The following is a 20,643-nucleotide window of genomic DNA, read 5'->3' as shown; positions in this document are numbered from 1 at the left end:
CAATTAACAAAATTTCAGAGGGCCTTATGGCGACTTACTATAGCAACGATTTTCGTGCCGGTCTTAAAATCATGATGGACGGCGAACCTTATGCCGTTGAAGCCAGTGAATTCGTTAAACCCGGCAAAGGCCAGGCTTTCGCGCGCGTTAAGCTGCGCCGCCTGTTGACCGGTACTCGCGTTGAGAAAACCTTCAAGTCTACCGATTCTGCTGAAGGTGCGGACGTTGTCGATATGAACCTGACTTACCTGTATAACGACGGTGAGTTCTGGCACTTTATGAACAACTCTACCTTCGAACAGCTGGCCGCTGATGCTAAAGCCGTTGGCGATAACGCTAAGTGGCTGCTGGATCAGGCTGAATGCATCGTGACCCTGTGGAACGGTCAGCCTATTTCCGTCACCCCGCCAAACTTTGTTGAGCTGGAAATCGTTGAAACCGATCCAGGCCTGAAAGGCGATACTGCGGGTACCGGCGGCAAGCCTGCAACGCTGTCCACTGGCGCAGTGGTTAAAGTTCCTCTGTTCGTACAGATTGGCGAAGTCATCAAAGTCGATACTCGTTCTGGCGAATACGTCTCCCGCGTGAAGTAATTCAGGCGGCGAAAGAGTTGGCGCAGCGCCATGCTGCGCCTCTACAGGTTGAAACCGCAGGCAAGGAAGATGAGTCCTACACTGAAACTGTTGCTACTGTTATTGCTGAGCGGTTCTCTGCTTGCCGGGTGCAATACGGCTCGCGGCGTGGGCGAGGATATCCAGAGCCTGGGTCATGCTATTTCTCACGCGGTCAGCTAATCTTATTTCATCAGGCAATTCTTATTCATATACTCACGCTCTATCTGATTCACTTTCTTCACTTCTTTTTCTCTTAAAAATCGTCTCGCTTCCCTCATCCTGGACCAGTTTGTCTATGCTTATAGAGCACGATAACTAAAACTGGTTAATAAGGATGACATTATGGTAAAAAAAGCGATTGCAGCGTTCTTTACGGTTTTGGCACTTTCCTCTGTACTGACCGCATGTAACACCACGCGCGGTGTAGGTCAGGATATTTCAGAAGGCGGTAGCGCGATTTCGGGCGCCGCGACCAAAGCTCAGCAATAGACCATGGCGGTACGGCCGTTGGTCGTACCGTTCTTCCTCACCGTTGCCACGTCGTGTATAATTCCTGCGGAATATCATCTACCTTACGGGACGGCCTGTAAGCGTTTCACATCTGGGGACGGCCCCATCAAAGGAGCCATATGTCCTGGTTTATTCTGTTTATCGCGGGTCTGCTGGAAGTCGTCTGGGCTGTCGGCCTCAAATATACCCATGGGTTTAGCCGCCTGGTGCCAAGCGTGATAACGATTGCCGCCATGGTCATCAGCATGGCGCTGTTGTCGTGGGCGATGAAAACGCTACCCGTGGGGACGGCTTACGCCGTTTGGACCGGAATTGGCGCGGTCGGCGCAGCCGTGACGGGGATTATCCTGCTAGGCGAATCCGCCAGCCCGATGCGCATTGCCAGCCTGGCGTGTATTGTGATTGGTATCATTGGCTTGAAAATGAGCGCGCATTAATACTGCTGATTGACCCACAGCAGTTTGCTGACGTCGAATCCCTGCCGGGTAGCGATATCCAGCATCTGCTGCTTCACTTCTGGCGGGATTTTCGGCGCTCGCGCCAGTAGCCAGAGATAATCCCGGTCAGGTCCGCAAACCAGCGCGTAGCGATAATCCTTGTCCAGCGCAATCACGTTATAGCCGCCATAGAAGGGGCCGAAAAACGACACTTTCAGCGCGGCTCGCGTGGGCTCCCCGGTAAAGTAAGCCACGCCGTCGGTCTTCTGCCACATCCCCCGGTCGGGGTTGTATCCCTTATTGACCACGTCCAGCCCACCATCGTCGCGCAGGCTATAGGTTGCGGTAACTTTTTCTAAACCGCTCTCAAAATGGTGATCGAAGCGGGCAATCTCATACCAGGTGCCAAGATAGCGTTGAGGGTTGAACGGACTGACCACGGTTACGCCAGAAGGTGGCGTCGGCGCGCTGCAGGCTACAAGCAGAAATGAAGCGGCAACAACCGCAATAACGGGTAGCAGACGCATAATGTTTTCCTTGCCAGTTTTAAGCTAAGTGTAGATTCAGGCAGGAAAAATGCGGCGGAATTTTCTTGAGAAGCGAGCCCGGTAACATAATGCTACCGGGCTTATCGCCGAGGAGGTAAAAGCGGCCTCCGGCGAGCGCTTTAGATGAACAATATGCCGACCAGAGTGACGACGGTCAGAATCGCCGCGAGGCCGTAGAAGACCCACTTACCGTTGGGTACGTGAATTTTCAAATCATGCATCGCATGGTGAATACGGTGAAGTCCACACCATAGCGGCAGCACAATCATCAGGAAAATGAATGCGCGGCCAATAAAGCTATGGGCGAAAGCCAGCACGCGTTCGTAGCTGAAGGCGTCCGCGGGCGCCAGTCCGAGCGGCAGCATAATACCCACCAGCAGCACGATGACGGGGGCGACAATCGCTCCCCACATGCCGCCAGCGCCAAACAGCCCCCAGAATACCGGTTCATCAGAACGTTTTGGTTTGGGATTAATCATTCCAGCCTCCTTACCAGAACAGCGCGACAAACAGGATCACCGCGGTGACGACCGCAGTGACGACCCAAAGCCCCTTAATAACCGGCTCTGGCCCCATTTTCTCGCCTTTAAGGATAATATTGGCAGCTTTCGGTGCCAGCTCAAACCAGGTTTTGGTATGCAGCAGCGCGGCTGCAAGCGTGATCAGGTTCAGGATCACGACAATCGGATTTTGCAGAAAACCGATATACCCGGCCCAGCTCTCCGCGCCGTGCTTCAGTGCGAACAATCCGTAAATCAGCACGATGCTGAACCAGACCGTGGGTACCGCTGTTCCCTCACGCAGCATATAGAAGCGATAAAACGGCAGCTTTTTCCACCAGGTGGACGGCATCGGCCGCACGTAGGGTTTGCGTTTAGTCGTCATACTGCACTCCTTAGCGTGGTTTCAGGGTGGCGATAAGAAAGTCTTTCGAGCTTTCTACCTTGCCCTGCTGGATCGCGGCCGCCGGGTCGACGTGTTTCGGGCAGACTTCGGAGCAGTAGCCCACGAAAGTACATGTCCAGACGCCATTCTGGCCGTTAAGCTGCGCCATACGTTCCTTTTTACCGTGGTCGCGGCTGTCTTCGTTGTAGCGATGGGCGAGGGTGATCGCCGCCGGGCCGATAAACTCCGGATTAAGACCAAACTGCGGGCAGGCCGCGTAGCACAGGCCGCAGTTAATGCAGCCGGAGAACTGGTGGTACTTGGCCATTTGCGCCGGGGTCTGGGTGTTAGGCCCCTGATCGGGCGTGCGCGGGTTGCCAATGATGTACGGCTTAATCGCTTCCAGGCTTTCAATAAAGTGGGTCATATCGACCACCAGATCGCGCTCAATCGGGAAGTTAGCCAGCGCCTCGACTTTAATGCCTTTGGTGTATTCGCGCAGGAAGGTTTTGCAGGCCAGTTTTGGCACCTTGTTCACCATCATGCCGCAGGAACCGCAAATCGCCATGCGGCAGGACCAGCGGTAGCTGAGGTCCGGCGCGAGGTTGTCTTTGATATAGCCCAGCGCATCAAGCAGCGAGGTTTGCTCATCATAGGGAACTTCATAGAAAGCGCTGTGCGGTGCGATGTCCACTTCCGGGTTGTAGCGCACCACTTCGACTTTCATGTTTTTCATCTCAGCCATTCGTCGTCTCCTTCTTCTCGGCTGCTTCCGCTTCCGCACCGTACACGCGTTTTGCCGGCGGCAGAGTGGTGATTTTCACATCACTGTACTCCAGACTGGTGTGGCCATCGGCATCGCGGAAGGCGAGGGTATGCTTGAGGAAGTTGACGTCGTCGCGCTCGGTGCAGCCTTCATCCAGGCGCTGATGCGCGCCGCGGGACTCTTTACGCGCGAGGGCGGAATGCGCCATACATTCGGCGACGTTCAGACCATGGCCCAGTTCGATGGTGTACAGCAGGTCGGTATTGAACACGCTGGACGTGTCGGTGATCCGCACGCGCTTGAAGCGCTCCTGCAGCTCGGCGAGCTTATCGACCGTTTTCTGCATGAGCTCCGGCGTACGGTAGATGCCGCAGCCTTCTTCCATCGACAGACCCATTTCGTCGCGAATCTTCGCCCAGTTCTCGTTACCTTCCTGATTAACCAGATCTTTCAGGCGCTTCTCGATATCGACGACCTGCGCGTCCAGCGCGGCGCTATTGGCTTCGCCCGCTTCGGTTGCGCGCTGCATGGCCTGCTCACCGGCCAGACGACCAAAGACCACCAGCTCCGCCAGGGAGTTGGAGCCAAGGCGGTTGGCGCCGTGCAGACCCACAGAAGAACACTCGCCAACGGCAAACAGCCCTTTGATACGGGTTTCACACTGCTGGTCGGTTTCGATCCCGCCCATGGTGTAGTGTGCGGTTGGACGCACCGGAATCGGCTCTTTTACCGGATCGACGCCAACGTAGGCTTTCGAGAGTTCACAGATAAACGGCAGACGTTCAAGCAGCTTTTTCTCACCCAAATGGCGCAGATCGAGATAGACCACATCGCCTCGCGGCGTAGGGATCGTGTTGCCCTTGCGCCATTCGTGCCAGAAAGCCTGGGAGACTTTATCGCGCGGACCCAGCTCCATATATTTATTTTTCGGTTCGCCCAGCGGGGTTTCCGGACCCATGCCGTAATCCTGCAGGTAGCGGTAGCCGTTCTTGTTGACCAGAATACCGCCTTCGCCGCGGCAGCCTTCCGTCATCAGAATACCGGAGCCCGGCAGGCCGGTGGGGTGATACTGCACGAACTCCATATCGCGCAGCGGTACGCCGTGGCTGAGCGCCATACCCATCCCGTCGCCGGTGACGATACCGCCGTTGGTATTGTAGCGATACACGCGTCCAGCGCCGCCGGTAGCCAGAACTACCGCGTTGGCGCGGATCTGCACCAGCGTACCTTCCATCATATTCATCGCGACCAGACCGCGAGCCTGCCCATCATCGACCAGAATATCCAGAACAAAATGTTCGTCGAAGCGTTGGATTTGCGGGAATTGAAGCGAGGTCTGGAACAGGGTGTGCAGCATATGAAAGCCGGTTTTATCGGCAGCGAACCAGGTTCGTTCGATCTTCATACCGCCGAATCGCCGGACGTTGACGCTGCCGTCCGGGCGGCGGCTCCACGGGCATCCCCACTGTTCGAGCTGGGTCATTTCCGTCGGGCAGTGATGAACGAAGTAGTCAACGACGTCCTGCTCACATAGCCAGTCGCCGCCGGCAACGGTGTCGTGAAAATGGTACTCGAAGCTATCATGATCCTGCGCGACGGCAGCGGAACCCCCTTCAGCAGCAACGGTATGGCTGCGCATAGGATAGACTTTTGAAATTAGAGCGATTTTTGCATTGGGATTAGCTTGCGCGGCGGCTATTGCGGCGCGAAGACCTGCTCCGCCTGCGCCTATTACGGCAAGATCGGCTTGAAAAGTTTGCACGACATTCCTCCAGTTTTTGTTTATTTCGCCGCCGGGCTGGCGAAAACGTATCACTGCTCCTTTATAGGTAAGGAGTATAGCCGTAGGGTTATGAGGGAAAATTGACGTGTTCGATTTTTTTATCGTTCTGTGCGGTCGTTTATCTCATTGCTTTATGTTTTTGGGTTATCAATAAATTAAGTGTATGTAACGCGTTTACGTATTCGCACAAAATTTGTTTCATCCGCCAGTTACGAGTAGACTTCGTGCCCTTGTTTCAAATCGGAGAACGTACCATGAGCGAAACGGCAACCTGGCAGCCGAGCGCATCCATTCCAAATCTATTAAAACGTGCAGCGGTCATGGCGGAAATTCGCCGTTTCTTTACCGACCGCGGCGTGCTGGAGGTGGAGACGCCCTGCATGAGTCAGGCGACGGTGACGGATATTCATATGGTCCCGTTTGAGACGCGTTTCGTCGGTCCTGGTCATTCTCAGGGGCTGAACCTGTACCTGATGACCAGCCCGGAGTATCACATGAAGCGCCTGCTGGCGGCCGGCTGCGGCCCGGTCTTTCAGCTGTGCCGTAGCTTCCGCAATGAAGAGATGGGGCGCCACCATAACCCGGAATTCACCATGCTGGAGTGGTATCGTCCGTGCTATGACATGTACCGGCTGATCAATGAAGTGGACGATCTGCTCCAGCAGGTCCTCGACTGCCAGCCAGCCGAAAGCCTCTCCTATCAGCAAGCCTTCCAGCGTCATCTGGAAATCGATCCGCTGTCGGCGGATAAAACGCAGCTGCGTGAAGTGGCGGCGAAGCTGGATCTGAGCAATATCGCCGATACGGAAGAGGACCGGGATACGCTGCTTCAGCTACTTTTTACCATGGGCGTCGAGCCGCACATCGGTAAAGATCGTCCGACGTTTATTTATCACTTCCCGGCAAGCCAGGCGTCGCTGGCGCAAATCAGCACCGAAGATCACCGCGTGGCGGAACGTTTCGAGGTCTATTACAAAGGCATTGAGCTGGCGAACGGTTTTCATGAGCTGACCGATGCGCGCGAACAGCAGCAGCGTTTTGAGCAGGATAACCGCAAGCGCGCCGCTCGCGGCCTGCCGCAGCAGCCAATCGATCGTCATCTGCTGGCCGCTCTCGAAGCCGGGCTGCCGGATTGTTCCGGCGTGGCGCTGGGCGTTGACCGCGTCGTGATGCTGGCCCTGGGGGCAGAAAGCATCGGTGAGGTTCTCTCTTTCACCGTCGACCGCGCCTGATCCTCTCTCAGCTTCCCTTTCGATGATGGAAGGGAAGCCCGCCTTTTAGCCCTAATACCCACAAGAACCGTTTGGGTTTTTGCTACTATCCGCGCTCATTTTTTTTGGCTATCCGGCATCCTCTGCCGCGATACCGCGTTTGGATAGATTTATGCACCAGCAAATAAAGAAGATGAGCCTGATTGGGCTGATATTAATGATCTTCACCTCGGTATTTGGTTTTGCAAACAGCCCCTCTGCGTTCTACCTGATGGGCTACAGCGCGATGCCGTTTTATCTCTTCTCCGCTCTGTTTTTCTTTATCCCTTTTGCGCTAATGATGGCGGAGATGGGAGCGGCCTATCGTAAGGAGGAGGGCGGGATCTATTCATGGATGAATCATAGCGTCGGCCCGCGCTTTGCGTTTATGGGGGCCTTTATGTGGTTTTCATCCTATGTGGTCTGGATGGTCAGCACGGCGGCTAAAATTTGGGTGCCGTTTTCCACATTCTTATTCGGCGCGGATAAAACGCAATCCTGGGCGCTGGCCGGACTGACCTCCACGCAAACGGTCGGTATTCTTGCCGCGTGCTGGATGCTGCTGGTGACCTTTGTCGCGGTAAAAGGCATGCACAAAATCGCCAAAATTACCGCCGTCGGCGGGATCGCGGTCATGGGCCTTAATCTGGTCCTGCTGCTGGTGAGCCTGGTGATTTTACTGCTCAACGGCGGCCATTTTGCCCAACCATTGGATTTCACGGCCTCGCCTAATCCAGGCTATCAGTCCGGTCTGGCGATGCTATCGTTCGTGGTTTTTGCCATCTTTGCCTACGGCGGAATCGAAGCGGTTGGCGGTCTGGTGGATAAAACCGAGCAGCCGGAAAAGAATTTTGCCAAAGGCATTGTTATCGCGGCGGTCGTCATTTCTGTTGGCTATTCGCTGGCGATTGTTCTGTGGGGCGTGAGCGCCAACTGGCAGCAGGTATTGAGCAACCCTTCCACGAACCTCGGTAATATCACCTACGTGCTGATGACCCGCCTTGGCGCCACCCTGGCTAATGCGATGCATCTGCCGCCCGCCGTCGCCGCCCTGAGCGGATTATGGTTTGCCAGAATCACCGGACTCGCCATGTTCCTCGCTTATACCGGCGCTTTCTTTACCCTGAGCTACTCGCCGTTAAAGGCGATTATTCAGGGCACGCCAAAAGCGCTCTGGCCTTCAGCAATGACGCGAATTAACGCTAACGGTATGCCGGCGAACGCCATGTGGTGGCAGTGCCTGCTGGTGAGCGTGTTTATTCTGCTGGTTTCCTTTGGGGGCGATACCGCGTCGGCGTTTTATAACAAACTGACGCTGATGGCGAATGTCTCTATGACGCTGCCGTATCTGTTTTTAACGCTGGCATTTCCTTTTTTTAAGGCGAAGCAGGATCTCGATCGCCCCTTTGTGATTTTTAAACACCGCGGCTCGACGCTGCTGGCGACCGCCGTTGTGGTACTGGTGGTGGCATTTGCCAATATCTTTACCGTGATTGAGCCGGTGATGGAAGCGGGTGACTGGAGCAGCGCGCTGTGGATGGTCGGCGGACCGGCTTTCTTTTCGCTGCTGGCGCTGGGGATCTATGAGAATTACCGCCGGCGTACGGCGGTGCAGCTGATGGTCGAGGAGAGCTAAAACGCTGGCCTTGCCTGCGTTCAGGCAAGGCCGTTCTTACAGGCTGCCGGGCGTGCGGCTGGTTTTCCCTGCCGAGGTCAGCGCCCTGCTGCTTTTTCTGCCATCGATGCTCTCCAGGCGCATCTGGAACGGCGGGAACGGCATATCGATACCGTGCTCGCGGAATCCGGCCAGAATCAGCTGGTGCATCTCGTGGCGCAGCGGCATCCGGTGACCCATTTCGGCGGCGTAGATACGCAGCTCGAAAATCTGGATCCCCTGCTGCAGATCAACGAGGAACGCTTCCGGCGCCGGGGTATCGATAACCAATGAACAGCGGTGCGCGGCATTTAACAGGATCTGCGCCACCTCTTCGGTATCGGCATCTACCGGAGCAGGCACCGTTAGCACCACGCGGGTCACGGAATCCGACAGCGACCAGTTGATGAACTGTTCGGTGATGAACGCCTTGTTCGGTACGATAATCTCTTTACGGTCCCAGTCGCTGATGGTGGTGGCGCGGGTATTAATACGCGTCACGCTGCCGGTGAGATCGCGAATGGTGACCGTATCGCCAATGCGGATCGGTTTCTCAAACAGGATAATCAGGCCCGAGATAAAGTTGGCGAAGATCTCCTGCAGGCCAAAACCGAGACCCACACCGAGCGCGGCAATAAGCCACTGCAGCTTGGACCACTCAATCCCAATCATCGAGAAGCCGACCAGACCGCCGATCAGCATCAGCAGATACTTAGTGATGGTGGTGATGGCGTAGCCGGTGCCCGGCGTCAGTTCCAGATGCTGGAGGATGGCCAGCTCCAGCAGCGCGGGCAGGTTGCGCACCAGCTGGGTAGTAATAATCAGCACCAGGATGGCTATCAGCACCGCGCCGAGGGTAATCGGCTCCAGGCTCTCAACGCCCTGTACCGTGGAGGTGACGTCCCACAGCGAGATATTCTCCAGGAAGCCAAACGCGGAGTGGATTTCTGACCACAGCACGATAACCGACACCAGCGCGATCAGCATCAGCAGGGAGCGCACCAGACGCAACGACTGGGTACTGATGGCATCAAGATCGACCTCGCTGACCTCAGCTTCCATCGAACCTTCCGGGCTGCTGGTATGCTGGACTTCCTCTTCGCCGCGGGCGCGCTGGGCGAGGATCTCCGCCCGGCGGTGCTTCGCGCGATCGAACGCCAGGCGGCGCCGCTGGATCAGCATCCAGCGGCGTATGATGTGATAAACCACCAGCAGCAGGAACCAGATGGCGACCGAGGTTTCAAGCCTGGCGAGCAGCGCCTGCGACGTGGCGAGATAGCCGATCGCCGCCGCCAGCATCGCTATCAGCGGCGCGCCGAGCAGCATATTCCACAGCAGCCGGTTCAGCATATTGTCGCCGCTGCCTTCTTTGTCGAGATACAGCGGAATGCCGGCGCGTTTCAGGCTCAGGGTCACCATCGCCAGCGCGCCGCAAATCAGCATAAAGCAGAGGCGGCCCAGCGAGGCGGAGAACTCGCGATCGTTGAGGTTATCGAAAGTAATCAGCGCCATAATCAGCGGCACGATCAGCCCGATGCTCATCAGGTAGTAGCGCATCGCTTTGCTGACGCGGCTGCGCGGCCAGCCAAAGTGGGCGATAAACAGGCCGTTAGGGCGGGCGAACGTGGCGCAAATCATCACGACCCACAGCAGCGGTACCGTGGCGGTGACGCTATCGCCAATCGCTACGGCCAGCGGGAAAGGCCAGGCGGCCTGCAGCCCGTAGCCCAGCGTCATCCACAGCACCGGCAGCGGCGAGGCCACCAGTATGGACCAGAACACCGTGCGCAGGGTGAGCCAGAAGTGATCCTGCGTAACCTTACCGACGCGCGCGCTGGAGCGCTCAAGGAAGCTGGTGAAATGGCGGCGTGAGCTAATACTGAACCCCACCAGAATGAGCGCGACGAAGAGCGGCAGCAGGGTCTCTTTACTGGTCAGCATCATCATGCTGGCCTTACCGAGCTGGCTCATGGTATCGAGCGAGATCAGGCGGCGGAGATCCTGAACGATCTCCAGCGGCCATGAGAAGCCGATTGGGCTGACGTCCGAGGTCCAGAACAGATAGCGGTGGGTCGCTTCGTTGATCTCTTTAAGCGCATCCTCTAGCTGACCGTTGGCGACCTTCAGCTTGGTCAGTTCGAGCATAAGCGTATCGCCGCCGCGCAGCAGGGAGTTGAGCAGCTCGGTCTGCGTGCGCATCTGGGCCTGCAGAATACGGGTCTGTTCCGCGGTGAGCGGTTCACCGCTGGCCTGACGAATTTGTCTTAGCTGCGGCTGTTTGCCGAGCTGATCTTCATAGCGTAAACGCTGCACGCGCAGCTGCGCCATTTCGGTATCCAACTGCTGCGGCCGCGGGATTTCCGGCAGCCGCGCCACCTGCGCGCGCAGGGCTTCGCCAAGCAGATTGGAAGAGCCCAGCCACTGGGACTGCTCGCGCAGGGTGTTTAACGCCTGACGCACCTGGAGGGTCTGATTGGTCGCCTGGCGCTGCTGCGAGGCGATCAAATCCATCCGCTGCGCCTGCTGGTTAAGCGCCTGCGACAGCTCGCGGTTAACTTTAAACTGCGCCACGATATCCGGCGGCAGATTTTCGCTGTTTTCCGCCAGCAGTTCGGTGCTTTCCAGCGCTTTCTCCGCCTCGCGCTGCCGTTGGTTATTGAGCTGATTTCTCAGCGCCTGTAGCCAGGCGTCGAGCTGCTCGCTCTCTTTCTGCGCCAGCTCGGATCGCAACCGTGAGAGCTCCTGGCGGTTATTGGCGGAAAGCTGCGCCAGATCCAGCTCATCGACCAGCGCTTTCAGCCGCGCGGACTCCGCCTGCAGACCAAGATTTTGCGCCTGTGCCAGCGGGGTATTGCTGCTTTGCGCGCCGACCCGGCGTTCAACCTCATTCAGCTGGCGGCGGGCATCGCTCTGCTGCTGCGGCAGCTGGTTGAGGGAGTCGGCGATGTCGCGGGCGCGATCCTGCTCCTGCTGGGCTTTACGACTGGCTTCCAGCAGCTGGCTGCTGACCTGGAGAATCTCCTGGTTCAGGGCATCGGAGGAGAGTGTAGTGGAGACCTGGCGCGGCTCATCGCTGAGATTGTTGAGCTGCGCGCGCAGGTTTTGCGACAGTTTGGGGAAGTTATCGATAACGTCCTGGTACTGGCGGGCGCGCTCAAGGGAAGCATTACGCTCCTCAATGGCGTTCAGGGCAGATTGCAGAACTTCAACGGTTTCAGGCTGGGCGGGCTTTGCCGCCTTCGCCTGTTCCAGCTCCTGGGCTATCTGTTTAGCATCCGGGGCTGTCGCTGCGTACGCCCCAAAACTGAGGCACCAGGCCAACAGGAAAGTGTATATCAGGCGCACGGCGTAACCTTTTTTCAGGAATTAACCTTCGTCTTGTTTATCGTCAACCAGCGGGCTGGCGGCGTGTTCAGCGCGGACTTCTTCTTCCGCCAGCGGCGCGGGCTCTACCGGCGCCGCGGCTTCAGGCGCGAGCGCCAGCGGCTGGCCTATTTTGGTCACCGACAGGCTTTGTAACTGCTCAACCAGCTTCACCTGGCCCGGAGCAAACAGGTTAATCACCGTGGAGCCCAGCTTAAAGCGGCCCATCTCCTGGCCTTTCAGCAGGGCGACGGAGCCTTCGCTATCGCCAGCAGGCCAGGTCCAGCGCTTAATGATGCCTTCGCGCGGCGGCGTGACGGTACCGGACCACACGGTTTCGATGCTGCCGACGATGGTGGCGCCGACGAGGATTTGCACCATAGGGCCAAACTCAGTATCGAACAGGCAGATGACGCGCTCGTTGCGGGCAAAAAGATTCGGCACGTTTTGCGCGGTCAGATGGTTTACGGAAAACAGATCCCCCGGCACGTAGATCATTTCGCGCAGAATACCGTTGCACGGCATATGCACGCGGTGGTAATCGCGCGGCGAAAGATAGGTGGTAACGAAGCTACCGTTACGGAACAGGTCAGCCATCTGGTAGTTACCGGCCAGCAGCGCTTCCAGGCTGTAGTTATGGCCTTTAGCCTGCAAAATTTTGTCGTCTTCAATGGCGCCCAGTTGGCTGATGACGCCGTCGGCGGGCATTACCAGCACGCTCGGGTCGGTGTTTAACGGACGGACGTCGTCGCGCAGCGGGCGAACGAAGAAGTCGTTAAAGGTACGGTAGCTGGCGGTGTCAGGCTTTTGCGCCTCTTTCATATCGACCTTGTAATATTTCACGAACAGATCGATGACCAGTTTTGTCAGCCAGCCTGCTCGTTTGCGTGCACCCCAGCCTGCGAGGCGGGTGAGCCACAGTTTAGGCAGAATGTATTGCAGTGAAAGTTTAAGATCGTTTAACAAGGTAGCCTCCAGGCCATTATTTGTCGTTCCTGGCCCCGCGGAGCAGCGGAGCCTGAAAAAAGGGGGACGATTCTAACGATGCTCAGCTTAAATGTCAGTCATCGGTTGATGAAAAGCTTTTACGCGTTTTTACCTGTACCTGCGCCATGCTTTCCAGAATGCGATGGTAGTTTTCAAACCGGCTTTCGGCGATTTCGCCTTTCTCCACCGCTTCGCGAATGGCGCAGCCCGGGTCATTGTCGTGTTTGCAGTCGCGGTATTTGCACCGGCCTAAATAATCATGGAATTCGACAAAGCCGTGGGTGATTTGTTCCGCGTCGAGATGCCACAGGCCGAACTCGCGTACGCCAGGCGAGTCAATCACATCGCCGCCGTGCGGGAAGTGGTACAGGCGCGCGGCCGTGGTGGTGTGCTGCCCCAGTCCGGAGACATCCGAAACGTCATTGGTGAGGATTTGGTCATCATGCAGGCCCAGCAGCGCGTTCAGCAGGCTGGATTTGCCTACCCCTGACTGCCCGGCAAAGATACTGATACGATCGGTGAGCGCCTCTTCAAGCGGCTTCAGGCCATCCTGCGTGCGGCTGGAGACCATCAGTACGCGGTAACCAATATGGCGATAGATGTCCATTTGCTCGTTGACGAAGTCCATGCTCGCCTGATCCAGCAGGTCGATCTTATTGAGCACGATCAGCGGCTCAACGTTCAGCGTTTCGCAGGCCACGAGGTAGCGGTCGATAATATTCGGAGAAAGCTCAGGCAAGATCGCGGAAACAATGACAATCTGATTGATATTGGCGGCGATGGGTTTGACGCCGTCGTAGAAATCCGGACGCGTCAGTACGGAGGTCCGTTCATGGACGGCCTCGACGATGCCCTTGACGTTGACGCCGTCAGCTTCGCTTTTGCCAGGCCGCCAGACCACGCGATCGCCGGTGACCAGCGAACGGATAGTGCGGCGTATGTTGCAACGGTGGACGCTACCGTCGGCGGATTCGACATCGGCATGCATGCCAAAGCGGCTAATGACGGTCCCTTCGGATTTCTCACCGAACAGGTTGTCATCAAAATCGGCCTTCTCCGAAGTCGTTTTCAGGCGGCGCTGGTGGTTGGCCTTCACGCGGCGCTGTTGGCCTTTGGAGAGTTTATTTTTACTCAATCGAACTGGCTCCTGGTCGCCCTGTACGGGCAAAACCTCTATGATACACGCTATTTTAGATGAATATAGTGACGTAAGAAGGGTGGAAAATAACATGAGTGCAGATGAAAACAACCTGATTTGGATCGATCTTGAAATGACGGGGCTGGATCCGGAGCGCGATCGCATCATCGAAATCGCCACCCTGGTGACCGACGCGAATCTGAACATTCTGGCGGAAGGGCCGACCATTGCGGTGCACCAGTCAGACGCGCAGCTGGCGTTGATGGACGAGTGGAACGTGCGTACCCATACCGGCAGCGGGCTGGTGGAGCGGGTGAAGGCGAGTACCCAGGGCGATCGTGAAGCCGAACTGGCGACTATCGAATTCCTCAAAAAGTGGGTACCGGCAGGTAAGTCGCCGATCTGCGGCAATAGCATCGGCCAGGATCGCCGCTTCTTGTTTAAATATATGCCTGAGCTGGAAGCGTATTTCCACTACCGTTATCTGGACGTCAGCACGCTGAAAGAGCTGGCTCGTCGCTGGAGGCCGGAAATTCTCGACGGCTTTAAGAAACAAGGAACCCATCAGGCGATGGACGATATTCGCGAATCGGTCGCGGAACTGGCCTACTATCGCGAACACTTTATTAAGCTTTAACGCCCGTGCCGGGGCCAACACTCCCCGGTCATACCCCCGACTATTTAAACCACTTCAGTTCCATGGCCTGGAACTCCGGCGAGGCTTTTACGACATCCAGAGCGGCATTGATGTTATTCAGCAGCTCAGGATCGTCTTTACGTACCGCAATGGCGTACTGCTTACCGTAGTAGCCGGGATCCGTGGCGCGTTCGTCCATCATGGCGTAGTCGGGGTTATCCTGGAGCCATTTCGTTAACGTCTCCTGATCGCCCATCACGCCGCTAATCACGCCTTCTTTCAGCGCGCTCAGGGCGCTTTCGTCGCTGTCGTAAGGCACCGCATGCACGGCTTTTTGTTTGTCCCGCAGATAGTGCTGATGAAGGGTGCCTTTCACGACGCCGATTTTTTTATCCTTCAGATCGGCAAAGGTATGGGCGGCGTCTTTCGCTGTGACAACTACGCCGGACAGCGCCTGACGATAGGGATGGCTGAACGCAACCTGCTTTTCTCGCATCGGAATCACTTCGATACCGGCAATCACGGCGTCGAATTTCTTAAAGCGCAGCGCCGGGATGAGGGTATCGAACCCCTGGGGAGTGAATTTGCATTCGACCTGCATCTGCCTGCACAGCGCGTTGGCCAGGTCGATATCAAAACCCGTGGGCTGATTTTTACCATTGACGGTTTCATACGGCGGATTGGCCGTCGTTGTCCCAAAATGTAGCGTTGTTGCCGATGCTGTTCCTGTGGCAAGCGTGGCCAGCAGCAGGACGGTAAGCGCTTTTTTCATTTTATTTCCCTGGTTGTCATCGTTGTTGACCGTCAGCGGGCGATATCCGCCTATAAACTTGAGCGATTTTGCGCCTTTAGCGGGCCCGGAAAAAGTGATTTTGCCGCATTTGCTGGTTATTTAGACAATTCAGGCCGGTGTGTGGTGATAAAGTGGTCACTTAAACCAAAAACGAAAAAAATTGCGCTCAGGGGGGTTGCAGGTAAATCGAATTCTCGTATAATGCGCCTCCCGTGACGAAGCAGAAATGCAAATCACGACGCCATAGAAATATGGCCAGAAGTATGCGGGAATAGCTCAGTTGGTAGAGCACGACCTTGCCAAGGTCGGGGTCGCGAGTTCGAGTCTCGTTTCCCGCTCCAAAAATTTGAAAGTTACCACACCCAAGCGGGAATAGCTCAGTTGGTAGAGCACGACCTTGCCAAGGTCGGGGTCGCGAGTTCGAGTCTCGTTTCCCGCTCCAAAATTTGAAAGTTACCACACCCAAGCGGGAATAGCTCAGTTGGTAGAGCACGACCTTGCCAAGGTCGGGGTCGCGAGTTCGAGTCTCGTTTCCCGCTCCAAATTTCTTCTCATACCCAGTTTATCCACAGCGCAAGCACGCGCCGGTGATGATTTTCGCGCGGCCCTGAAAATACTGTGAACAGAGTTATCCACAGCTTAACCTTTCGTCCTCTCTCAGAAAATTACTTCACCATGTAAATAGTATTCTTATATCTAATTGAAATGTAACAGTTAAATTTCATTTCAAAGTGTTAATCCGATCACTTGACGAACGTCTGCCCCTTGAAACGCAATGTGTTTTTATTTTTATTCACACCCTGTGAATGAATCAGGCGTCGCGCGGTAGCCCTTTTTCAACCACCCTGACCAGACGCAGCTTTTTGGGTAACTGCACCTCAACCACATTGGCATTTCTCTTTTCAATTTGCTGCGCCATCGCCCACTCGATATGTTCGTCGAGAAGCGGGTGCTCACCCCTGCGGCTTTCCAGCGCCTTCAGGTTCGCTTCATCCCAGGGCGCGTTGCCCAACGCGACGGCGATATTACGCAGCCAGCGCAGATGACCAATACGGCGAATGGCCGAACCTTCCGTCACTTTTAAAAACCAGGGTTCGCTCCAGGCGAACAGCTCAATAAGCGCCGGGGCGTGTAGCGCCTTGCGCGGGCTGAAATCCTCTTCATCGGTGAGCTGCGCGAAGCGGTTCCACGGGCAAATCAGCTGGCAGTCATCGCAGCCGTATATGCGGTTGCCGATCAGCGGACGAAACTCTTCCGGAATAGCGCCTTCCAGTTCGATAGTCAGATAGGAAATACAGCGCCGGGCATCGACGGTATAGGGCTCGACGATGGCGCCGGTTGGGCAGATGGTCATGCAGGCAACGCAGCGGCCGCACTCTTCCTTGACGGGCTGGTCAATGGGAAGAGGGAGATCGATAAGCAGTTCACCGAGGAAAAAGAACGAGCCGGCATCGCGACTAAGGATGAGCGAGTGCTTACCTGTCCATCCCAGCCCCGCTTTTTCGGCTAAAGGGCGTTCAAGAATCGGCGCGGAATCGACAAAAGGTCTAAAATTGAGCGAAGCACACTGTCCCTGAATCATCTCACCTAATTTTTTCAGGCGATGACGTAATAGCTTGTGATAGTCCCGTCCGAGGGCGTAACGGCTAACGTAACCCACCGCGGGGTCTTTCAGGGTACGGGCGAAAGCGGCATTAGCGGGCAGGTAGTTCATTCTCACGCTAATCACGCGCAGGGTACCGGGCTGGAGCTCATGGGGGCGCGCGCGCATCATGCCATGACGCGCCATCCACGCCATTTCGCCGTGGTATTGTTTATCCAGCCACGCCTGCAGTTTAGGTTCGCTGGCGCTGAGATCGGTATCGGTAATACCGACCTGCTGGAACCCCAACTCTGTGCCCCATTGTTTGATTTGCTGCGCTAACTGATTGAGATCGAGGGGCTGTGACATGATGGACCATACGATGACGAAAAACACCGGGAGTATACCACATATCATCTGGTCGGCGGAGGCGCTACGGCGAGCGGAAAAAGAGGCGGCGGATGCCCTTGGGCTGACGTTGTATGAACTGATGCGTCGTGCGGGCGAAGCGGCTTTTGAGCTTGCGCGCGTCCAGTATCCTGAAAGCCAGCACTGGCTGATTCTCTGCGGCCACGGTAATAACGGCGGCGACGGCTACGTGGTGGCTCGCCTGGCACAGTCGCGAGGCATTCAGGTCACGCTGCTGGCGCTGGAGAGCGAGAAGCCGCTGCCGGAAGAGGCCAGCCTCGCGCGTGAGGAGTGGCTCAACGCCGGCGGCACGATTCATGCTGCCAGCATTCCCTGGCCGGAAGATATCACGCTGATTATTGACGGCCTGCTCGGTACCGGGTTACAGAGCGCGCCCCGGGAAAACGTTGCGGCGCTGATCGCGCGGGCAAATGCCCATCCGGCTGCGGTTGTGGCGCTGGATATCCCCTCCGGCCTGAATGCGCAAACGGGGACGACGCCGGGCGCGGTTATCCATGCCGCTCATACCATCACCTTTATCGCGCTTAAGCCGGGGCTGCTGACCGGAAAAGCCCGCGATGTCGTTGGCCGTTTGCATCACCACGCCCTGGGGCTTGAGGGTTGGCTGGCAGGCCAAACGACGGCGCTCAGTCGCTTCGATGCCTCGCAGCTCCCCGGCTGGCTGCCGCCGCGGCGTCCAACCTCGCACAAAGGCGACCACGGTAAGCTGGTGATTATTGGCGGCGAACCGGGGACGGCGGGCGCCATACGAATGAGCGGTGAAGCGGCGCTGCGCGCGGGCGCCGGGCTGGTGCGAGTACTGACTCACCGGGACAACATTGCCCCCATTCTGACCGCCAGACCGGAGCTGATGGTCCATGAGCTGACGTCCCGTTCTCTCGAAGAGAGTCTGCACTGGGCGGATGTCATTGCGATTGGGCCGGGTCTGGGGCAGGGCGAGTGGGGTAAAAATGCGCTACGCCAGGCGGAGAATTTTCGCAAACCGATGGTCTGGGATGCGGATGCGCTGAACCTGCTGGCAATCAATCCCGATAAACGTCACAATCGCGTGCTGACGCCGCATCCCGGCGAAGCCGCCCGCCTGCTGAACGTGAGTGTGGCAGAAATTGAAAGCGATCGCTTACATTCTGCACAACGTCTGGTAAAACGTTATGGTGGCATCGTGGTGCTGAAAGGTGCAGGTACGATCGTGGCGAGCGAAACGGGCGAAATGGCTATTATCGACGCCGGTAACGCTGGGATGGCCAGCGGCGGGATGGGCGATGTGCTTACCGGTATTATCGCTGCGTTGTTAGGCCAGCGCCTGACGCCGTATGATGCTGCCTGCGCCGGATGCGTTGCTCATGGCGAAGCCGCCGATCGGCTGGCGGCGAGACACGGCACCCGCGGAATGCTGGCGACCGATCTTTTTTTCACGCTCAGGCGTGTTGTTAACCCGGATGTGATTGACGTAGACCATGATTAACCGAGTGATTCCTTTACCCGATGAGCAGGCGACTTTAAGCCTTGGCAACCGCGTCGCGCAGGCATGCGCTGGCGCGACGGTCATCTATTTGTATGGCGATTTAGGGGCGGGTAAGACCACCTTTAGCCGCGGTTTCCTTCAGGCTCTCGGTCACCGTGGCAACGTTAAAAGCCCAACCTACACCCTCGTCGAGCCATACAGTCTCGATAATTTGATGGTCTATCACTTCGATCTTTATCGCCTGGCGGATCCTGAGGAACTCGAGTTTATGGGGATCCGCGATTATTTTACTGACGATGCTATCTGCCTGGTGGAATGGCCTCAGCAGGGCACGGGAGTACTGCCGGACCCGGATGTTGAAATTCACCTTGAGTATCAGGCACAAGGGCGTGAGGCGCGCGTAACCGCGGTCTCCTCATTGGGTGAGTCTTTATTGGTGCGTTTGGCTAATTAGCCTGAAGGACGACGGGATGATGTATCGCTTAACCAGTTGGCTGGCCGCCGCACTGATGCTGTTCAGCATTCAGGCCACTGCGGCAAGTTTATCCGATATCCAGGTCTCAAATGGCGATCGGCAGGCCCGTATTACCATTAGCTTTATCGGCGAACCTGAATATTCGTTTAGCCCCCAGGGCAAACGCATCGTGGCGCTGGATATTAAACAGACTGGCGTACTCCAGGGGCTACCGCTGCAGTTTAGCGGCAATAATCTGGTAAAAAGCATTCGTTCCGGGACGCCGCAGGATACGCAGTCGCTGCGCCTGCTGGTGGATCTCACCGCCGATGGCAAAACCCGCGCGGTGAAACAGCAGAACGGCTCTAACTACACCGTGGTGTTTACGATTAACGCCGACGCGCCGCCTCCGCCTCCACCTCAGCCAGTGGTGGTTAGACAGGCGGAAAGGCCCGTGGCGCAGCCCGTGCGTCCGAGCGAACCCGCGCGCAACCCGTTTAAAGCCGATAACGACCGGCTTACCGCGGTGACCAGCACCAGTAGCGTAACGCGTCCTGCGGCGCGTACCGTTTCCGGTGACGATAAAGTGATTATCGCCATTGACGCCGGCCACGGCGGCCAGGATCCGGGAGCCATTGGTCCGAACGGCACGAAAGAAAAGAATGTGACCATAGCGATTGCGCGTAAGCTCCGCGCGCTGCTGAATGCCGATCCGCAGTTCAGGCCCGTGCTAACGCGCGACGGCGATTATTTCATTTCCGTCATGGGGCGTTCTGACGTCGCACGTAAGCAAAACGCCAATTTCCTTGTCTCGATTCACGCCGACGCTGCGCCGAATCGCGATGCTACCGGGGCTTCGGTTTGGGTGCTTTCCAACCGTCGCGCGAACAGCGAAATGGCCGGCTGGCTCGAGCAGCATGAGAAACAGTCAGAACTGCTGGGCGGCGCGGGCGATGTACTGGCCAACAGCCAGTCGGACCCTTACCTGAGCCAGGCGGTGCTGGATTTACAGTTCGGCCATTCCCAGCGCGTCGGGTATGATGTGGCGACCAATGTGCTGAGCCAGCTGCAGCGGATCGGCGATTTACATAAGCGTCGCCCTGAGCATGCCAGCCTCGGCGTACTGCGTTCGCCGGATATCCCGTCGATCCTGGTGGAAACGGGTTTTATCAGTAATACCGGCGAAGAGCGGCTGCTGGGTAGCGATGCTTATCAGCAGCAGGTCGCAGAGGCGATTTATAACGGCCTGCGTAACTACTTTATGCAGCATCCTCTGCAATCCGCGCCGCGCGGGGCAGCCGCGCAGACTGCCAGCGCAGGTTCGTCAGACGGGACGTTGTTAAATTAA

General features: G+C 56.8%; 20 protein-coding genes and 3 tRNA genes. 13 read left to right on the top strand and 10 right to left on the bottom strand.

From position 1 onward, the window contains the following. The first annotated feature begins 26 nt into the window (after positions 1-26). The 4 genes from efp to sugE all read left to right on the top strand — a co-directional run bounded on the left by efp (position 27) and on the right by sugE (position 1,561). Complete coding sequence (gene efp / locus JLG71_RS25405; protein WP_004097931.1) at positions 27-593, top strand: elongation factor P; 567 nt, start codon at positions 27-29, stop codon at positions 591-593. A gap of 69 nt (positions 594-662) precedes the next feature. Then, positions 663-794, top strand: coding sequence for an entericidin A/B family lipoprotein (locus JLG71_RS25400; RefSeq protein WP_025107643.1), 132 nt, complete (start codon positions 663-665; stop codon positions 792-794). A gap of 162 nt (positions 795-956) precedes the next feature. Further along, the gene (gene ecnB / locus JLG71_RS25395; RefSeq protein ID WP_004097935.1) at positions 957-1,103 is read left to right on the top strand and encodes a lipoprotein toxin entericidin B; all 147 of its coding nucleotides are present in this window, start codon (positions 957-959) and stop codon (positions 1,101-1,103) included. Positions 1,104-1,243: 140 nt separating this feature from the next. After that, the gene (sugE, locus tag JLG71_RS25390) at positions 1,244-1,561 is read left to right on the top strand and encodes a quaternary ammonium compound efflux SMR transporter SugE (RefSeq protein WP_014227609.1); all 318 of its coding nucleotides are present in this window, start codon (positions 1,244-1,246) and stop codon (positions 1,559-1,561) included. Here the strand turns inward: sugE and JLG71_RS25385 are convergent. The 5 genes from JLG71_RS25385 to frdA all read right to left on the bottom strand — a co-directional run bounded on the left by JLG71_RS25385 (position 1,558) and on the right by frdA (position 5,522). Beyond that, positions 1,558-2,088 (bottom strand): lipocalin family protein, encoded by a 531-nt coding sequence (locus JLG71_RS25385; protein WP_025107642.1) that lies wholly within the window; start codon positions 2,086-2,088, stop codon positions 1,558-1,560. The genes sugE and JLG71_RS25385 overlap by 4 nt on opposite strands. 140 nt (positions 2,089-2,228) lie before the next feature. Next, the gene (gene frdD, locus JLG71_RS25380; RefSeq protein ID WP_004097938.1) at positions 2,229-2,588 is read right to left on the bottom strand and encodes a fumarate reductase subunit FrdD; all 360 of its coding nucleotides are present in this window, start codon (positions 2,586-2,588) and stop codon (positions 2,229-2,231) included. Between the two features lie 10 nt (positions 2,589-2,598). Then, entirely contained in the window at positions 2,599-2,994 is a 396-nt protein-coding gene (gene frdC, locus JLG71_RS25375; RefSeq protein WP_064379952.1) for a fumarate reductase subunit FrdC, read from the bottom strand. A 10-nt stretch (positions 2,995-3,004) separates the two neighbouring features. Further along, on the bottom strand, positions 3,005-3,739 hold the full coding sequence (locus JLG71_RS25370) for a succinate dehydrogenase/fumarate reductase iron-sulfur subunit (RefSeq protein ID WP_004097940.1): 735 nt from the start codon (positions 3,737-3,739) through the stop codon (positions 3,005-3,007). Next, positions 3,732-5,522, bottom strand: a complete 1,791-nt coding sequence (frdA, locus tag JLG71_RS25365) for a fumarate reductase (quinol) flavoprotein subunit (RefSeq protein WP_025107641.1) — start codon at positions 5,520-5,522, stop codon at positions 3,732-3,734. The genes JLG71_RS25370 and frdA overlap by 8 nt, the downstream gene beginning before the upstream one ends. 275 nt (positions 5,523-5,797) lie before the next feature. Between frdA and epmA the strand changes: the two genes are divergently transcribed. Next, entirely contained in the window at positions 5,798-6,775 is a 978-nt protein-coding gene (gene epmA / locus JLG71_RS25360) for an elongation factor P--(R)-beta-lysine ligase (protein WP_025107640.1), read from the top strand. Positions 6,776-6,926: 151 nt separating this feature from the next. Then, a complete protein-coding gene (gene yjeM, locus JLG71_RS25355; protein ID WP_046876848.1) occupies positions 6,927-8,429 on the top strand; it encodes a glutamate/gamma-aminobutyrate family transporter YjeM in 1,503 nt (500 codons plus the stop codon). 36 nt (positions 8,430-8,465) lie between these two features. On the opposite strand, the gene mscM is transcribed toward yjeM, so the two are convergent. The 3 genes from mscM to rsgA all read right to left on the bottom strand — a co-directional run bounded on the left by mscM (position 8,466) and on the right by rsgA (position 13,932). Beyond that, positions 8,466-11,792 (bottom strand): miniconductance mechanosensitive channel MscM, encoded by a 3,327-nt coding sequence (gene mscM, locus JLG71_RS25350; RefSeq protein ID WP_200913890.1) that lies wholly within the window; start codon positions 11,790-11,792, stop codon positions 8,466-8,468. A gap of 21 nt (positions 11,793-11,813) precedes the next feature. Then, entirely contained in the window at positions 11,814-12,776 is a 963-nt protein-coding gene (asd, locus tag JLG71_RS25345; protein WP_048262026.1) for an archaetidylserine decarboxylase, read from the bottom strand. Positions 12,777-12,870: 94 nt separating this feature from the next. Beyond that, on the bottom strand, positions 12,871-13,932 hold the full coding sequence (gene rsgA / locus JLG71_RS25340) for a small ribosomal subunit biogenesis GTPase RsgA (protein ID WP_004097952.1): 1,062 nt from the start codon (positions 13,930-13,932) through the stop codon (positions 12,871-12,873). A 94-nt stretch (positions 13,933-14,026) separates the two neighbouring features. Between rsgA and orn the strand changes: the two genes are divergently transcribed. Beyond that, on the top strand, positions 14,027-14,572 hold the full coding sequence (orn, locus tag JLG71_RS25335) for an oligoribonuclease (protein ID WP_122116885.1): 546 nt from the start codon (positions 14,027-14,029) through the stop codon (positions 14,570-14,572). Positions 14,573-14,612: 40 nt separating this feature from the next. On the opposite strand, the gene JLG71_RS25330 is transcribed toward orn, so the two are convergent. Continuing rightward, on the bottom strand, positions 14,613-15,344 hold the full coding sequence (locus JLG71_RS25330) for an arginine ABC transporter substrate-binding protein (protein ID WP_200913889.1): 732 nt from the start codon (positions 15,342-15,344) through the stop codon (positions 14,613-14,615). Between the two features lie 286 nt (positions 15,345-15,630). On the opposite strand from JLG71_RS25330, the gene JLG71_RS25325 reads away from it, so the two are divergent. From JLG71_RS25325 to JLG71_RS25315, 3 genes are all read left to right on the top strand, one after another. Beyond that, positions 15,631-15,706: transfer RNA gene (locus tag JLG71_RS25325), tRNA-Gly, on the top strand. Positions 15,707-15,731: 25 nt separating this feature from the next. Further along, positions 15,732-15,807, top strand: a tRNA-Gly gene (locus JLG71_RS25320). A gap of 24 nt (positions 15,808-15,831) precedes the next feature. Beyond that, positions 15,832-15,907: transfer RNA gene (locus tag JLG71_RS25315), tRNA-Gly, on the top strand. 269 nt (positions 15,908-16,176) lie between these two features. Here JLG71_RS25315 and queG read toward each other — a convergent pair. Further along, a complete protein-coding gene (queG, locus tag JLG71_RS25310) occupies positions 16,177-17,316 on the bottom strand; it encodes a tRNA epoxyqueuosine(34) reductase QueG (RefSeq protein ID WP_014227617.1) in 1,140 nt (379 codons plus the stop codon). Between the two features lie 13 nt (positions 17,317-17,329). On the opposite strand from queG, the gene nnr reads away from it, so the two are divergent. Genes nnr through amiB form a run of 3 tightly spaced genes read left to right on the top strand, consistent with a single transcriptional unit; the run spans position 17,330 to position 20,643 of the window. Beyond that, complete coding sequence (gene nnr / locus JLG71_RS25305; protein ID WP_025107635.1) at positions 17,330-18,841, top strand: bifunctional ADP-dependent NAD(P)H-hydrate dehydratase/NAD(P)H-hydrate epimerase; 1,512 nt, start codon at positions 17,330-17,332, stop codon at positions 18,839-18,841. Next, entirely contained in the window at positions 18,834-19,295 is a 462-nt protein-coding gene (gene tsaE / locus JLG71_RS25300; RefSeq protein WP_200913888.1) for a tRNA (adenosine(37)-N6)-threonylcarbamoyltransferase complex ATPase subunit type 1 TsaE, read from the top strand. Before nnr ends, tsaE begins: the two co-directional genes overlap by 8 nt. Positions 19,296-19,311: 16 nt before the next feature. Continuing rightward, complete coding sequence (gene amiB / locus JLG71_RS25295) at positions 19,312-20,643, top strand: N-acetylmuramoyl-L-alanine amidase AmiB (protein ID WP_014837183.1); 1,332 nt, start codon at positions 19,312-19,314, stop codon at positions 20,641-20,643.

Origin of the sequence: Klebsiella michiganensis, from assembly GCF_015139575.1 — a bacterium.
In the GTDB taxonomy this organism is placed as follows: Bacteria; Pseudomonadota; Gammaproteobacteria; order Enterobacterales; family Enterobacteriaceae; genus Klebsiella; species Klebsiella michiganensis.
Note: the sequence above shows the minus strand (reverse complement) of the source record. Positions and strands in the feature narration are given on the sequence as shown.